The following is a 15,216-nucleotide window of genomic DNA, read 5'->3' as shown; positions in this document are numbered from 1 at the left end:
TCGATTGACTGTTGGATATGATAGCGCTGTAAAGAACATCGCAGCGCCTTTGGCTTGCTGCGATTCTATCCCAGCCCAAGCAACTTGTATACCGCCCGCCGAGCTGACCTGACTGCATACTCGATATTGAGACAGGGATAATCATCCACGTTTGTGAATTGACCAATAAAGGCAAGATTACCGACTCCATTGGGGACTACTTCCGGCTTGTCGGCCGAGGGTAGCAACGGCGCGGTAAAATACGGAAAGATCAGGTGGCGGCAATTGGTGCCTTCCATTATCTTGTGCTGGTCCTGGCTAAAATTTAAGTGGCTAATAATTTCTCTGAGGATTTCTTCCCCTGAGCACTCTACCATGGCTTTCTTGACAAAGTTACCTAACGTGTAAGGCGATAATCCGTATCCCCAGAATACGGAAATGTGCTCGGGTTGTCCCAGAAAATAGGGTTGATAGGGCAGGCTAATGGAAATCTGCCAGTTTGAAGCGTGTAAAGTCGTCAGGCCGCCCGTGCCATCGACATTACCGCTAAGTTGTTCCATGAGCTGGAAAATCTTCTTGTTAGGGCTGGTAACTGTGAATGAAACGACAGTTGTCTGACGGATCCGGTTTACAAACTGGACCGGATCGCCAGATCCTTTCACTTTGTTGGAAAGGCTATGCCACAAGTTCCAGTCGTTTCCAGGCCGCTCCGTCATTAAGGCCGCGGAGTTATGTTCGCCAATAGAAAAATCTGAGGCGACCGAGCCGTTTGCTACAAACACACAAGCCTGCGGCCCTAAATTTAAGGTGTGTTCTTCCCCTGAATGTATATATGTCAGGCCCTGCGCGAACAACTTGCCTTTATCGTCCTGCTTGAATATAATGTCTGTAACCTCACTGTTGTGTCTGAAACGGACTCCTTGATCAATTAACCAGCGGAGTGTCGGGAAGATGAGCGTATCGAACTGGTTATATCTTGTTTTTTCCAACCCCTGCAGCGTGTCGATGCTAATCTGATGATGCTCAATAAGGTTGAAACAAAGCGCTAACTGCTTTATTGAATGCCAGGGCTGCAAACAAAAAAGCGAGGAAACTAACTCCCAGGTGCGAGAGTCAAAGAAAACCGGTTCGAAAATCGACTCTATTGGTAAATTTTCCGACTGATGGTGCGTGGAAATCGCTTGACGGATGTCGAGCAGGTGGTTGAAGAGCTCGTCTGGGTCTGGTGTTACAACCCTGCCATTGCAGACCAGGCGGGCCTGTGCGAATAATGCTTTGCAATGGTGAGTGGTTGAACCTTCTGTACAAGAGTGCGATGCAATGGCTGCTTCATGGCAGCAATAAGGCCGGGCTCATATAAATGAATTTCATATTGTCTCGTGGCATTAAAGTACCTCTGTCTTTTCGCCTAAATCTTGTGAAATAAGAAATGGTTGGTCGCTACTCCGCTCATACGCAAAGCCCGCCTCACATGCCTTCTTTTTTAGAGGCAGCAAGAGATATAAAATCCGTGTCAATAATAACTTCGCTTGTTATAAAGTCGCCCGTCCGGTTTGAGTAGCCGGAGAAACCCATCAGCGCACGGGCTGATCCGGAATTTCCCCGAGGGTTCCTATCATGTACACAGCATTAAATACGGCATCCTGATAAAGCGGTATTTTGCGCATCTCCAAACTTTGCCCGTATGTTGATAACGTGCCTTTTTGTTGCCAGGTGGTCAAGTGCATCAGCATCTTCCGCTGTATATCCAGAACATCGAGTGTACCTCCCGGTAGCAAAGCCTCCGCTACAGGGCAGCGCCTGAATGCCGGGACCCGGTCCAACTTCCAAAAATTTCTCGCCGGACCGTGGTTCCAGAATTTGTTATAGAAAAAATTAATATTCATTACTCTCTTTAAACAATGCCCTGGTGTTCGCCGTATAATTCATTCTGATAATTTTAAAGATAGTCCAATCATAATAAAATTCATGTTCAGATAATTGAGTGGTTTAGAAAATCTGATTGATTTCGCTTGTATGAAGGTTTCTAACCTTTTGCTTGTTTTGTGAGTTAGCCCCAAGGCAATTCCTGCGGCAATACCAACATCTTTAAAATCTGAAACAAAAGAAAAGGTTGGCATCACATATGGAGTGATGATCTTGTTATCATAATAAAATATCCCATTCAGATTAATAAAAGCATCAGTATTATTCTTTATGGTTGGATTATTTAATCCATACATTATACTGCTAAAGTGCCAAACCTCAGCAGAAGCGCCCCAGCTAAAAAAATTCTTGTTGTTCATTTTCCAAAATCCCGTTTCTACATCCAATGCCGGACTGAAATAAGTATCCTCCATTGAGGGTGAAAAAAACACTCCTGTATTCAGAAAATACATTGGTGGATTAGTCGCTTTTAGTGCTTGCGCAGACAGTTGTTGGTTATTTATTATCATGGCAGCTAAAAGAAACAATTGCCAATTCTTTCGAATTTTAATTAATCGCGATAGCATTTCTACAACACACATACATTTTCATTATTCAAATTCAACATGGGAAAGCATCATTGGCGATTTTGCGTACCGTTGAATGTCATTTGGTTCGCTCTGGTAAATGTTCATTGCTGCCTGTTATACAAAATGCACAAGAGTGCGACGCAACGATGATTAAAGTGACATTTCCTAGTACATAAAAATCCTACTTAAAAAATTCTTTTTCAGCCGCATCAGCTTCTGCTCTAATTGTAATAAAAGAACAAAAGTCGTTTTCTTGTTTATTTTTTAGCACCGACATTTGTTTGTCTGTCAAGCATCCATATATCACTCCCGTGGACTTTTATGGTTCTATTCAGCAGGAAATAAATAGCTTTGAAATGAATAACAGCGCTATTTAGAGATTATTAAAAAGGGTCGGTTAGTTCGCTTGTGCGAATAAGTTTTTTGTTTACAAATTCATCAATACCTAACTCTGATAACTCACGTCCGTAACCTGAACGCTTGGTGCCCCCAAAAGGCAAATCAGCTTGTGTCCATGTAGGGTGATTAATGAAAACCATTCCGGTATCAATCTGGTCAGCCACCCGCTGGCCTCGTTCAATGTCTTGCGTGAAAACAGAACCGCCTAAACCAAATGGTGAGTCATTAGCAAGGTCAATAGCAGCCTGCTCATTTTTGACGCGGTAAAAAGAGGCAACCGGTCCAAACAACTCTTCCAGATATGCAGGATTGCCTGGTTTAATATCGGTGAGAATAGTAGGTTGCATAAAAGCGCCAGGGCGGTCAACACGCTTGCCACCTATCAATACTTTTGCTCCTGCATCTACAGCCCGCTTGACCTGGTCGGCTAACTGTACTGCTGCGCCTTCACTACTCAGGGGTCCTAATTCAGTAGTCTTGTCCATTGGGTCGCCGACCACTATATTAGACAACCGGTTTTTGAATCGTTCCAGGAACTCGTCGGCCACAGCTTCTACGGCAATAAACCGTTTAGATGCCACACAACATTGCCCGTTATTATTCATTCTACCCACAACTGCCCATTCAACTGTCTTTTCAATATCGGCATCTTCCAATATGATAAAGGCGTCGCTTCCCCCCAATTCAAGAACAGATTTTTTTAAATTTTTGCCGGCTTCAGATGCTACGCTTGCCCCCGCTTCCTCGCTGCCAGTAAGGGAAACCCCTTTAATTCTTTTATCGCGCACTAATACCGAAGCGCGGCTGCCTGATATCAAAAGGTTGGTATAAATGCCCGGTGCGGCACCCGCTTCTTTGAACAATTCTTCTATGGTGATGGCGCATTGAGGCACGATGGACGCATGTTTTACCAGCACTGTATTGCCTATCATTATGTTAGGCGCGGCAAAACGGGCCACCTGGTAATATGGAAAGTTCCACGGTTCTACACCTAACAGCACACCTACTGGGCTGTGGCGGATAAACGCTTTTCCATGTTCGGGGCTAAGATTTTTATCGGCGAGAAAGACGGCACCATTGTCGGCGTAGTAATCAAAAATATCAGCACTTAAAACTATTTCAGCTTCCGCCTGGGAGATGAGTTTGCCCATCTCCAAAGTGATTGTTGTTGCCAATGCTTCTTTTTTTTCGCGCATCAAGTCAGCTACCTTGTGCAATAAACGGGCACGTTGCTCGTAAGTGGTTCTTTTCCAGTCGCCAAATGCTGTTAAGGCTTGTGCTACAGCAGCATCCACTGCCTCCTCTGTCATTTCTTCAAAAGTCTTGAGCGCAAGGTTTGTTGTGGGATTAATTGTTTGAATAGACATGTTTATTTCTTTTTAGTTTGATTAATATTTCAAGTTCTTTGCCTTCTCGTATTCATTTTTTGAATCGCACAGAAGAACAATTTTTTAACACCGTGAGACTGTGCAAAAACTAGGGGCTAGTTATGCTTTGCCATAACAGAAAGGCCGGTAAAGAAGACAAATGCCGAAACGGTCAGCACAATTAGGGATATGCTCACAACTGTTTATCATTTAAATCATTTTAGACCAAATCCTTTTGCCTATTTTCTCCATTCTGTGTTCTTGGGCAAATATTACACATGAACTTAAAGAAAAGGCAGCAATGAAAGGCAGTAGCTTCTTCATACATTTCTACAGCTAAACCTGATGGTTACCGGTTTAAAAGAAAATCATTTATCTTTAACAGATAGATTTGTTGCAGTTATTTAATATGGTTAAACTACCCGCAAAATTTTTTTATGCTCCTGGTATTCTTCCTTTGTTATTTGTCCTGAAGCGAAACGCTTCTGCAAAATGTCAAGAGGAGTATCTTTCTTTTTTCGCTGACCTGGAATATTGTAAGGCGTAGCAAAAATCCAGAAAATTAATCCTAGCCAAATGAACCACCATATAAAGTGCATTCCCACGAACTGATAACCGCTGTTATACATTTTTTTGTTTTTAAAATTAGAAGATTAACTATGAGAAGTCTTTAAACGGAATAGATGGAAGCAGTTATTGTAACCACTTCAAAACAAGCTATTTAAATTTGATTAAAAGTAGAACCTCTTCTTTCAGCGCTTTATGATAGTGGTCATGTTTGGAAATGACAATCCTCAATTTTATTTTTTTACAACCCGGTATCCATACCTATGTATTTAATCAATCCTCATAAGTGGTTTTCCCTTCATAGCAAAGTTCCTCTTATTGATACGAATAATCTTACATACCTTTGGGTTTAAGTTGCATAATTTACTGATATAAAAATGAGAGAACGGATACAAGTCACGGTTACAGCGAAAGTGCTTTGTTCATTGTAAACTAAGGTTGTTATTAAACAGACCTTTGCTATTGATTATATACCTGCACCCTTCCTCCATCTACCACCAGAACAGTGCCATTGATAAAGCTTGCTTATTTGATGCTAAAAAGCAAAATAGCAGCAGCAATTTCAGGGCTTACCAATGGTGCCTTCGATTTTTTCAATACCGCTTTTTACATTAGGCTTTTTCCTAGCATTGGCGCATCCACAGCGCCATAAAGCTCAGATAGCATTGGCCATCGATTAGCATTTGACTATAGTCGATTATTTTCATTTCATTGGTTTGATGAAGTATAGCAGATGCTTATTCAATGTGTTTTAATGGTGTTTATAAAAACCCACTCCCTGGATATCATTCCATGAAGTTGTTTTATGGCAAGAATAACATTGATTAACTAAAACAGCTTCGCAACAACCGTTCCCTTTTTCATCACTTCGGGCGGCAACCTTTTTAGAAACCATTTCGAAGTGCATCATATAGTGGCTCGGCGGAGCCTGGTGGCATTGGGAACAATTAATAGAAAGTACCGACGGATGCTGGAACTCAGGAATTGTCCACTGGGTAGCGGCATGGCAGGATGCACAATTATTGCCCATCAAACCAAGATGCTTATCTTTTGTGCCGTGGCAGGTGGCACAATTAAGTTTTGCAATCTGATCTGAAACCAGCGGGTGGTCAGCCGGTATGATTGATTCATCTAACTGAAAAGATTTTTTTTCATCGCCAATTATTTTTTCACCAAGAAGCGCCATTGCCTCGTGGTCCATCACCCGCAAATTCGCATCTGGGCCCTGGTGTTCAATATGACAGGAGGAACAATTGCCGATCACACCGTGAAAAGCAGTGGGCTGCCGCTCTAGTAAGGCCTTGTTATCGCCATGGCAGGTGATACATTTTGCATTGTCGACACCTATTGTAGCCGTGTGGCAGGTTGCACAATTGGCTGAAAGCATTTCATGGGCAGAAGACAATTTACCTGGACTTGCTTGTGCTTGCCAGCTATTTTTTTCTGTAAAATCAAAATTACCGTAGTGAGAAACTACCGCTATGTAAAATATAAGAATAAGTATGCCAATTAATTTTTTCATCTAAGATATCTTAACCCAAAATAAATGGCTGACCAAATATGCAGTATCAGTAAAATATAAAACGCAGAAGATGTGATGATATGGATTTTTAACCATCGGGCTGTTCTTCGTTTTAGTAATTCGTGTGTTTTAATAGCATATTCAAGATCCGCAATGGACTCAGTCAAAAGCAAAGCCCGGTGCGATAGCAGGGATTTAGGATCTGTAGCAATACCCTGAGTGCCTACAAAGCTGTTGAAGGCACGGCTTATCAAATTATTGGAGACAACATGACTCGCCCCTGATTCTGGTTGCTTACCTATCTCATTAATTAACTGGTTGTATTGCGTAGCCAAAAGGTTGAGTTCAGCTTGTTTCTCATTGACTTCTTTTGATGAATAACTAAGAAAATACCTTCCTGTAAAACCACTTAATACCGTAAGCATCATCATTACGGTAAGCCATATACCAAGATTGCTTTCGAATCGGTGGCCCGTGTGGAGTATAGCAAGAATGGCACCAACGATGCTTGTATAAACATGCCAGGTAAGTAATGTGCCCATTGAAATACTCTTTGTAATTTTTTCTTTAAAAAAAGGTATCCGTTTGGTGGCTGAATATAAAAGAGGCGGCACAATCATCAGCAAAGCGGCTGTAATTGCCAGTATGCCACCGGTAAGGCTACCTGCAAACCGTGGAGACTGATGCACCAAAAAGCCTAACCACAAAATAAGTTGTAGTATAAGCATGGAGACCATGATGGTGCGTTCCCGTTTCATTTATGTATTCCTTTCGTAAAAATTTAAGCATCAACTGAAACAGCTTCGGTTGCCTTTGCCTGACAAGCCAAAATTATATTTTCCGCCTTATCCTCCTCTGTCAATGCATCTTCTACGGCCATGGTCACCATACCTGAAATCAACTTTATTTTGCACACACCGCATGTTCCAACGCGGCAGGAATAATCGATGTTAACGCCGGCCTCTTCCGATGCTTCGAGTACCGACTTATCCGCTGTAAGTACTGCTGTTTTATTTGATTTGACAAACGTGACCACCCCACCCTTATCTTGCTCAGGTGAAGCAGGTTCTTTATTCTGGGACACCGCAGCTTTTCCTTCTTCAGGTGTGGCAGCTGGCTGCGCTGCTTCACTTCCCTCTGGTGGTTTTACAGGAGCACCAGTTGGTTGTATCGGCGTTTTAGCTGCTGGTGGCGGGCCGGCAAATACCTCTACCATCACATTTTCCTTAGGCACTTTTAACGCATCCATCATCAATTTTACCGCATCCATCATGGGTTTTGGCCCGCAAATGTGAATCATACGGGATATAATATCCGGCACTCGTTCTGTTATTATTTCTTTAGTAATAGGACCGGGGATAAAGTCCACCCCGGCCTCGCCTTGTTGTTGGCTAAGTACAAAAAACACATGTAAATTAGAGTAGCGTTTTTGCAGGTATAATAGTTCTTCTCGAAAAATAATACTGCTTTCATTCTTACATGCAAAGAAAAAATATATTTCACCTTTCCAGGAGCGGTCTGTCAAATAACGGACGGCACTCATCATTGGCGTTAATCCTACGCCACCACCAATGAATACAGCGCTGTCTGCATGTGTTTCTGTAAAAGTGAATTTGCCAGAGGGCCCGGTAAACTGCATTAATTCTCCAATATGAACTTCGTTGTGCATATAATGCGAAACCGTTCCCTTCTCTTCGTGCTTCACCGTTATTTCGCAATATTCTGTATGTGTGGGCGAGGAAGCAATCGTATACGAACGTTTTACAGGTACACCCGCTGGATTAATGGTTACTGTAATGAACTGGCCGGGCAGGAAATTAAAGGGGATTTTTTTACCTCCTGGTTCTGTAAGGCGGAAAGTTTTTACATTGGGCGTTTCTAAAAAAATTTCTGCAACAAGCAAAGTACCTGTCCATGAATTTGGTTTTGATGGTGCACTATCGGGATTTACAGCAGGTGGTGCTCCGGCTTTATCAGCAGGGGAAGCAGTCGGAATAGTGCCCGGTTTATCTGCGGCAGATGCTGCACCTGATTTATCCGAACCTGGTGGTGGTACATCCTCTTTTGGATTGCCCGATAATTTTTCAACAAGTGCATTGGCACGTTTCATTTTGTGGAAATACATCCAAACCATCGTTACTGCAAACGCGGTGAGCAAAAACATGGTGATGTAATGAAACCAGGAAAGCCCCATAAAACTGTGCTTTTTTGCATTTTCGATGGCATTAAGGTTCATTTCCCTGTTAAACCATTGTAAAGCTGTAAGGCGTGGGTCTATACTTTCTGCTAATGCCCGCTGGCCTTCCAGGCCGCTTTCCAGCATCATTTGTCCGCGGTGCATCTGTTGGTTTGCTTCTTTGATAGCCTCCAGATCCTGCAAACGGGTGGCACCTGAAAGTTGTTTTAAACCTATATCCAGCAAGGCATTACCTTCGGTAATTTGCTTATTTGCTAACTGGTTTATTTCAATACGTTTTTCCGGGGTGAGCTCATTTGCCTGCATCAGTGTAGGATACATTTCCTTATTGGTAGGCTTGCCCATATCCTTCATCATATCGCCCATGCCTGCCCCCATTCCACTGGCTTTCTTACCAGCACCTATATCCTTCGTGGCACCGCTGGCATCTTTTGCATTTGCCATCTTATTCATTGAAGCAGCAGTATCTGCTGCTACTTTGTCGGGATGGTGGCCTTCATGCTCATCAGCAGTTTGTGCAATAGCGGAAAATGCAAAAACAGTAAAAATTATGCAGAAAAGAGCAGTAAAAATGATACAACGGAACAAATTCATCGTAGAATATTTATGGTCGTCTATTAAAATTACATATCATCATCCTTCATAGGCATTGGTTTTTTGTCTTTTTTCATTTTATCTGCGCCCATTCCCATCATGTCCATGCCCTTGTCCATCATATCCATACCCTTATCCATATCATCATCCATCATGGGCTTATCTGCTGGTCCCATAGCTTTGCTGGTCATACCTTTGCCCATATCCATCATAGCCATGCCTTTATCCATCATATCCATATCATCAGACATGGGTTTATCGGCCATAACGTTGCTGTCTTTTCCCATCATTTCTTTACCCATGGTAATCATCGCCATACCTTTATCCATCATACTCATGCCGGTTTGCATCATCGGCTTATCCTTGTTTTTTAGTGCATGCTGGGTAATCATTTTGCCAGACTTAGCTACGTCTAATCCCTGATGAATCATATTCATTCCGTTATCACTCATATCCATATCTTTTCCTGCTGTCTTTTTTATGCTATCACCCATTGCCATTTTATCATCCATATCTTCATTTTCATGTTCAGGCCTATTCATGGTACTTTGTCCGGCTTTTACCATTTGCATTCCCTTATCCATTTGAGCCATCCCATTATCTATCATTGACTTATCATTGGCTTTTTGCCCTTTGTTAACCAGTTCGTTGCCGGATTTAATCATTTCCATTCCCTTATGGATTTCCTCAGTAACGTCGCCATTCCTTTGCACGTTAGATTGTGCAGTAGAGTCTGTTTTTAGACTATTATTAGTATTACTACCATTACAGCCAATGATGAAAGGAGACGCAAATAAAATAATGATGAAGCCCACCATTAATGACAAACCTGTACTTTTACTCTCTATAAATAGTCTACAACCTGTACCAAAAGAAATACGGCTTATTGAAATTGATGTTTCCATAATGATGATTTTTATCTGTTTTAAAATACTATGAGTTTCGAAAAATTAAATTTGTATTGTATACGATACCTTTCACTTAATTACTTACTTGGTGTCAATTCATTTCCATATCATTATGTTCGTTTTTCATTTGAAGACAGTGTAAGGCGCAACCACCATATTGTTTGTAGTTCCCATGGACCAGAAGAACCGTTTTCCCATTTTTATCTTTGACTTCACAAGTTCCATTCATTGGAGCAGAAACAGTTAAGCTATAAGTAGCTCCGCATTTGAGATGTTAAAGGTATGTACCATTTTTTCTATCTTCATTTGGTCATCATTACATGGTATTTCTTGACGTCTATCTCGTGTTTCTCTTCGTCCAACTTTATGTTATATCCGTTTTGTCATCATGGGCAAACATAACCGTACTAATTGAAAAGGTATCATCAGTATTGTATTCTTAATTTAAATTTTGGTGCTTCCATTTTGCTTTTGCTTATCAATAAGCATGTTCTTAAGATTATGATCTCTTTCAATGGTATTCCTTCAAAATGCTATGGGCACACCTTTATCCATTTTTATTTTTTGACACCGTAAACTTATAACGGAACCTTGCTCCAACTCTTCTATTACTGCATCTTCATTTTGCCCATTCTACCTTTCCTGGTTGATTTTCCCTTCAATGGCATCTTGCTTATCATTCCTTCCATGTCCATCATATCACCATTCTTCATTGTCATTGTTGCACCATCTTTGTTTGTATACATCCCGTCCGCCATCACCTTCGTACCATTTTGCATTGTCATTTCTTTATCCATAGGAATTTCTTCGCCATTTTTCATCATCTTCATTCGCCCATCCTTCATCATTATGTGGTCTTTCTTCATGTCCATTTTGTGATTCATTTTCATTTTTTCGCCCATTTTCGCCTGGGAGAATGCTGTGGTACTTAAAGCAAGAGCTATAATTAACATTAGTAAATTTTTCATCTTTTTATAAGTTGTGGCTTCCATAGTTTTGTAAATGGTTGCCTGTTTAAATAAATTATTTTACTATTTCTTTGACAACTCGACAATTATTTTCCAATTCTGGAACTATTAAAACTTCGCATCACCAATGCGATGACTACTACAATTAAAATTACTCCCAAAAGGATTTCTGTTATTGAGTAGGAAGAATTATTGTTTAAATTATCATGACCATTCCCAGATTCTGTGCAATTACGCCTAAACTGAAAGTAAAGGCTAAAAATAACATTGTTAGTTTTTGCATCTATTTATAAGTTTATCCGAATCGCTTCCTCAAAATATCAAGGGGAAATCTTTCTTACTTTGCTGACCGGGATAATGTATGGAGCTGCAAAAACTCCCAGAAAAAAGTACTATCCACACAAATCATGAAATGCATTGCTCCAAAAATTGAAACCATTATCTATTTCCATTTTTTTAGTTTTTAAACTCTCTTCTAAGGTTTCTTTGCAACTATGATTAGATTTACTATGGGTTAAAGATCGGTGCGCTTGTTTTTAAAAATATTGCAAAAGCCTGTTTAAAGGTTGTATATATCACATATTGTCTAAACTATTGGACTAAGTCCAATATCCTTTGCAAAATTCTGGTTATTATGCTGCATGATATTTAACACATTTTTTTAGTTTAATTATTACACGATCCATTCATGTCTAAAACGGACTTCACCGGGCCAATCATTTCGGAGTATCATGGGCCAGTCATAACGGAAATCAACGGGCCAAAATTCAGGATCATTTTCGGAGGTCGTTGGGCCAAGTTTTCGTCGGGTCAAGCTTGCTCACTTAGGCTGGAAAACGGAGGTTACTGGGCCAATAATGATTTCGATTTCGGAAGTCATTGGGCCAATTCCTTCGAGTGAGAATTGGTCAGAGCTTCTGAAAACGGAAGTCAATGGGCCAAAATCACCTTTAATCCGATCCTGATCTATTATTATAGGCAATCTAACTTCTTAAAAACGGAAGTCATTGGGCCACTTTCCATGATTTATCATAGCCTTGTTTCTGAATTAAATCTCAGCGACATGGCCGGACAAAGGATCAATATCATGGAAATACGAAGCTTGATTGCATTAAAATTAAAGGGGTTAAGTAACAGGAAAGTTGCGGATCTGTTAAAGATTAACCGTAAGACCGTCGATAATTATACCAGCCGCTTTTCAGCGCTGAATCTTGGTTTTGACGAGCTTATCAACCTTACGGAGCCAGACCTACGCGATCTTTTCACGGAAGAGCCACAGACGGAAAAGCAGCGTTACGAACTGTTAGCTGCACGTTTTTCTTACTTCGAAAAGCAGCTGCGCAAGCCAGGGTGTACTCTTCAGGCACTTTGGAAAGAATACCTGCAACAGAACCCACAGGGTTACAAATACACTCAGTTTACTTTTCATTATCGCCGATGGCGCTCCTTAAATAATCATAGCGGTAAGCTGGATCATAAGGCCGGAGAAAAGCTTTTTATAGACTTCTGTGGCAAACACTCATCCTACATCAATAAAACTACCGGAGAGCAGATTGAAGTAGAGGTGTTTGTAGGTGTCCTGCCGTGCAGCCAGTATACTTTTGTAAAAGCTGTTGCTTCACAAAAACGGGAGGACCTCATTCTTTGCCTGGAATCCTGCCTGCAATGGATTGGTGGTGTACCACAGGCTATTGTATCGGATAATCTGAAAGCTGCTGTCAGCAAAGGCAGTAAATATGCCCCGATAATTAATAGGACGCTTACCGATTTTGCTTTGCATTATGGCTGTGTGGTCGATCCGGCCCGCCCGCATCACCCTCAGGATAAGGCGCTTGTTGAGCGCAGCGTTGAACTGGTATACCAGCGGATCTTCTATCCTTTAAGCAAGTTCACCTTCTTTAGTCTGGATGAACTGAATAAGTCCATTAAAGATCTCCTGGATGAATATAATGATTATTTATTCTCTCATGGCGGCGGTACCAGGCGGAGCCACTTCGTGGACCTTGAAAAAGAATATCTCCAGGCTTTACCTGCCGGCTCTTATAGCATCCGCCATTACAGAAGGGCCAAAGTCCAACGCACTTCCCATATTTTCCTGAGCGAAGACCACAACTATTATAGTGTCCCGTACCGTTTTACCGGCCTGTCTGTTGAAGTCCAGTATAACCATAACCATGTGGAGATATTTTATAACCACGACCGTATTGCCCTGCATAAAAGAAGTTACAGGCCAGGCCATTACACCACTGTGGCCGACCACATGCCTTCTACGCACCGTGCTTACCAGCAGTGGTCACCACAGCATTTTGAAGACCGTGCCACACAGGTTGGCAGTTGTACGCTGGAATATATCAGGAAGTTATTAGGCCAGTACAGCTATCCCGAAGTCGCCTATAAGCAGGCGCAGGGCATCCTGGCTTTCCTTAAACAATATGACCGCTCACGTTTGGAAAATGCATGCAAGCGTGCACTGCTGTACCATAAGGCATCTTATCATACGATTGAAAACATCCTTAAAAACAACTTGGATATGGAAGATCTCAATCAACAGCCGGAGCTGACTATTCCAGAACATAACAATATCCGCGGCGCAAGCCATTACAAGTAGTATTCCGGGCCATGCTGATCCCAGTAAATTTTATAAACCATAACAATTATGAATGAACACAACACCCTTGAAAAAATGCGCCGAATGCGCTTGAACGCCATGGCCACGCTCTACCATCGCTGCGTCAACGAACATCTGTACCAGGATTATTCTCTGGATGACTTCTTGTCCCTTCTGGTGGACACAGAATGGGAAAGCAGACAAAGCCGAAACATCCAAAGCCTAATCCTCAGGGCCGGTTTTAAGCAAGACGCTGCCGCGTCTGATATCGATTACCAGGCCACCAGGAACCTGGACAAAACAAACTTTGAGCGGCTGCTCAGTCTAAACTTTATTAGTAAAAAGGAAAATCTGATCATCACCGGGCCCACTGGGTCCGGTAAAAGTTTTCTCGCTCAATGTCTCGGGATTAAAGCCTGCCAACTCCTCAATAAAACCATCTATTACAATACCGCCAGATTTTTTGACATTGCAAAGCTGGCTAAACTCGAAGGCACCTATCATAAACTAATCAAACGTATACAGAGGGCGGAACTGCTGATCCTGGATGATTTTGGATTGGTATCTATCGATCAGGCAGCCAGAAATGTCCTGCTCGATGTCATTGAGGAACGGTACGATAAATCTTCAACGATCATTGCAACACAAATACCGGTATCTAAATGGCATGGCCTGATTGGGGAGAATACCATTGCTGACGCGATTCTTGACCGAATTGTTTTCTCATCACATCGTATTGAGCTTGAAGGTGATTCCTTACGAAAGAAAAAACAGTTGAGTAGTTAAAGGCAAATTACTATTATTGCACGTGGAAAGTGGCCCAATGATTCCCGGAACGCTTGGCCCTATATGCTCCGAAACGCCTGCCCCCATATCTCCGAAATAGACAATTCACGGGAAAAATGTTAATATGTTAATTATCAGACAATTAACATATTAATAAACTGATCCCTGACCTGAATGTGGGTGTGGCAAATATCACAAACTTTCAATCATTTCATCTTCATATCTTTGTGCGCGCTTTTCATCTGAAGACAATGCATCGCGCAGGCTCCATACTGCTTATAATTTTCATGAACCAAAAGCACGGTTTTTCCACTTGTATCTTTGACTTCGCATATCCCATTCATAGGGATAGATACTGTTAAGCTGTCAATGGCCCCGCTTTTTACATGATAAAGGTAAGTGCCGTTTTTTGCGGCTTTGCCCGAGGTTTTTCCTGTTATGGCATCGATTGCATTCCCGGCATCGTCGATGTGGGCGATTTTTACTCCTGCTGCATCTTTGATTATCCCATCACTGGTAACCCAGCCAATGTGTTTTCCTTTTGCATCAGTAATCTTTCCAGTTGCATCAATAGAAGGTACTGGCATTTTGTAATTTTGTGCATAAGAGCCATTTCCAGCTAAAAAAAGAAGAAATGCTAAAAAAAGAATAAATTGTTGCGTTTTCATTTGATTATCAGATATTTACGATTTCAACAAATCTACCTCAAAATACAGTATATAAACATGACAAGGATCAGTTTTTAATATGATCGGAATCCAACCAAATTGCCGTATCATCCAAAATAAAAACGGATAACCATTACGGATTATCCGTTATACTTTTT

At 41.5% G+C, this 15,216-nt stretch carries 14 protein-coding genes; 3 read left to right on the top strand and 11 right to left on the bottom strand.

What is annotated here, in order from left to right:
* Nucleotides 1-65: 65 nt before the first annotated feature.
* The 10 genes from KOE27_RS12700 to KOE27_RS12655 form a co-directional block, all read right to left on the bottom strand.
* The gene (locus tag KOE27_RS12700) at nt 66-1,157 is read right to left on the bottom strand and encodes an oleate hydratase (protein WP_255573948.1); all 1,092 of its coding nucleotides are present in this window, start codon (nt 1,155-1,157) and stop codon (nt 66-68) included.
* Nucleotides 1,158-1,553: 396 nt separating this feature from the next.
* On the bottom strand, nt 1,554-1,865 hold the full coding sequence (locus tag KOE27_RS12695) for a hypothetical protein (RefSeq protein WP_082218019.1): 312 nt from the start codon (nt 1,863-1,865) through the stop codon (nt 1,554-1,556).
* Nucleotides 1,866-1,904: 39 nt separating this feature from the next.
* Nucleotides 1,905-2,486, bottom strand: a complete 582-nt coding sequence (locus KOE27_RS12690; protein WP_215239241.1) for a hypothetical protein — start codon at nt 2,484-2,486, stop codon at nt 1,905-1,907.
* 371 nt (nt 2,487-2,857) lie between these two features.
* Complete coding sequence (locus KOE27_RS12685) at nt 2,858-4,240, bottom strand: NAD-dependent succinate-semialdehyde dehydrogenase (protein WP_082218017.1); 1,383 nt, start codon at nt 4,238-4,240, stop codon at nt 2,858-2,860.
* Between the two features lie 413 nt (nt 4,241-4,653).
* The gene (locus tag KOE27_RS12680) at nt 4,654-4,839 is read right to left on the bottom strand and encodes an SHOCT domain-containing protein (protein ID WP_229208596.1); all 186 of its coding nucleotides are present in this window, start codon (nt 4,837-4,839) and stop codon (nt 4,654-4,656) included.
* A 719-nt stretch (nt 4,840-5,558) separates the two neighbouring features.
* On the bottom strand, nt 5,559-6,329 hold the full coding sequence (locus KOE27_RS12675) for a cytochrome c3 family protein (protein ID WP_215239240.1): 771 nt from the start codon (nt 6,327-6,329) through the stop codon (nt 5,559-5,561).
* Nucleotides 6,326-7,087, bottom strand: a complete 762-nt coding sequence (locus KOE27_RS12670) for a hypothetical protein (protein ID WP_215239239.1) — start codon at nt 7,085-7,087, stop codon at nt 6,326-6,328. Before KOE27_RS12670 ends, KOE27_RS12675 begins: the two co-directional genes overlap by 4 nt.
* 23 nt (nt 7,088-7,110) lie before the next feature.
* Complete coding sequence (locus tag KOE27_RS12665; protein ID WP_215239238.1) at nt 7,111-9,120, bottom strand: FAD-binding oxidoreductase; 2,010 nt, start codon at nt 9,118-9,120, stop codon at nt 7,111-7,113.
* Nucleotides 9,121-9,149: 29 nt separating this feature from the next.
* Entirely contained in the window at nt 9,150-10,025 is an 876-nt protein-coding gene (locus tag KOE27_RS12660; RefSeq protein ID WP_229252759.1) for a hypothetical protein, read from the bottom strand.
* Nucleotides 10,026-10,636: 611 nt separating this feature from the next.
* A complete protein-coding gene (locus KOE27_RS12655; protein WP_082218011.1) occupies nt 10,637-11,020 on the bottom strand; it encodes a DUF6799 domain-containing protein in 384 nt (127 codons plus the stop codon).
* A 664-nt stretch (nt 11,021-11,684) separates the two neighbouring features.
* Between KOE27_RS12655 and KOE27_RS12650 the strand changes: the two genes are divergently transcribed.
* From KOE27_RS12650 to istB, 3 genes are read left to right on the top strand one after another with little or no spacing between them, the layout of a single operon-like run.
* A complete protein-coding gene (locus tag KOE27_RS12650) occupies nt 11,685-11,897 on the top strand; it encodes a hypothetical protein (protein ID WP_215239237.1) in 213 nt (70 codons plus the stop codon).
* Nucleotides 11,898-11,900: 3 nt separating this feature from the next.
* Nucleotides 11,901-13,604, top strand: a complete 1,704-nt coding sequence (gene istA, locus KOE27_RS12645; protein ID WP_215239236.1) for an IS21 family transposase — start codon at nt 11,901-11,903, stop codon at nt 13,602-13,604.
* A gap of 48 nt (nt 13,605-13,652) precedes the next feature.
* Nucleotides 13,653-14,390: an IS21-like element helper ATPase IstB gene (istB, locus tag KOE27_RS12640; RefSeq protein ID WP_215239235.1), complete on the top strand. Its 738-nt coding sequence runs from the start codon at nt 13,653-13,655 to the stop codon at nt 14,388-14,390.
* A gap of 206 nt (nt 14,391-14,596) precedes the next feature.
* Here istB and KOE27_RS12635 read toward each other — a convergent pair whose 3' ends face one another.
* The gene (locus tag KOE27_RS12635; RefSeq protein ID WP_082218010.1) at nt 14,597-15,058 is read right to left on the bottom strand and encodes a hypothetical protein; all 462 of its coding nucleotides are present in this window, start codon (nt 15,056-15,058) and stop codon (nt 14,597-14,599) included.
* Nucleotides 15,059-15,216: the final 158 nt, after the last annotated feature.

This window comes from Dyadobacter sp. CECT 9275 (assembly GCF_907164905.1).
GTDB lineage: Bacteria > Bacteroidota > Bacteroidia > Cytophagales > Spirosomataceae > Dyadobacter > Dyadobacter helix.
Note: the sequence above shows the minus strand (reverse complement) of the source record. Positions and strands in the feature narration are given on the sequence as shown.

What these genes read in the sequence shown, in the direction of transcription:
- KOE27_RS12695 (WP_082218019.1), bottom strand. Translation starts at nt 1,865, where the DNA reads ATGAATATTAATTTTTTCTATAACAAATTCTGGAACCACGGTCCGGCG.
- KOE27_RS12685 (WP_082218017.1), bottom strand. Translation starts at nt 4,240, where the DNA reads ATGTCTATTCAAACAATTAATCCCACAACAAACCTTGCGCTCAAGACT.
- KOE27_RS12680 (WP_229208596.1), bottom strand. Translation starts at nt 4,839, where the DNA reads ATGCACTTTATATGGTGGTTCATTTGGCTAGGATTAATTTTCTGGATT.
- KOE27_RS12660 (WP_229252759.1), bottom strand. Translation starts at nt 10,025, where the DNA reads ATGGAAACATCAATTTCAATAAGCCGTATTTCTTTTGGTACAGGTTGT.
- KOE27_RS12665 (WP_215239238.1), bottom strand. Translation starts at nt 9,120, where the DNA reads ATGAATTTGTTCCGTTGTATCATTTTTACTGCTCTTTTCTGCATAATT.
- KOE27_RS12655 (WP_082218011.1), bottom strand. Translation starts at nt 11,020, where the DNA reads ATGGAAGCCACAACTTATAAAAAGATGAAAAATTTACTAATGTTAATT.
- KOE27_RS12635 (WP_082218010.1), bottom strand. Translation starts at nt 15,058, where the DNA reads ATGAAAACGCAACAATTTATTCTTTTTTTAGCATTTCTTCTTTTTTTA.
- KOE27_RS12650 (WP_215239237.1), top strand. Translation starts at nt 11,685, where the DNA reads ATGTCTAAAACGGACTTCACCGGGCCAATCATTTCGGAGTATCATGGG.
- istB (WP_215239235.1), top strand. Translation starts at nt 13,653, where the DNA reads ATGAATGAACACAACACCCTTGAAAAAATGCGCCGAATGCGCTTGAAC.
- KOE27_RS12690 (WP_215239241.1), bottom strand. Translation starts at nt 2,486, where the DNA reads ATGTGTGTTGTAGAAATGCTATCGCGATTAATTAAAATTCGAAAGAAT.
- KOE27_RS12675 (WP_215239240.1), bottom strand. Translation starts at nt 6,329, where the DNA reads ATGAAAAAATTAATTGGCATACTTATTCTTATATTTTACATAGCGGTA.
- KOE27_RS12670 (WP_215239239.1), bottom strand. Translation starts at nt 7,087, where the DNA reads ATGAAACGGGAACGCACCATCATGGTCTCCATGCTTATACTACAACTT.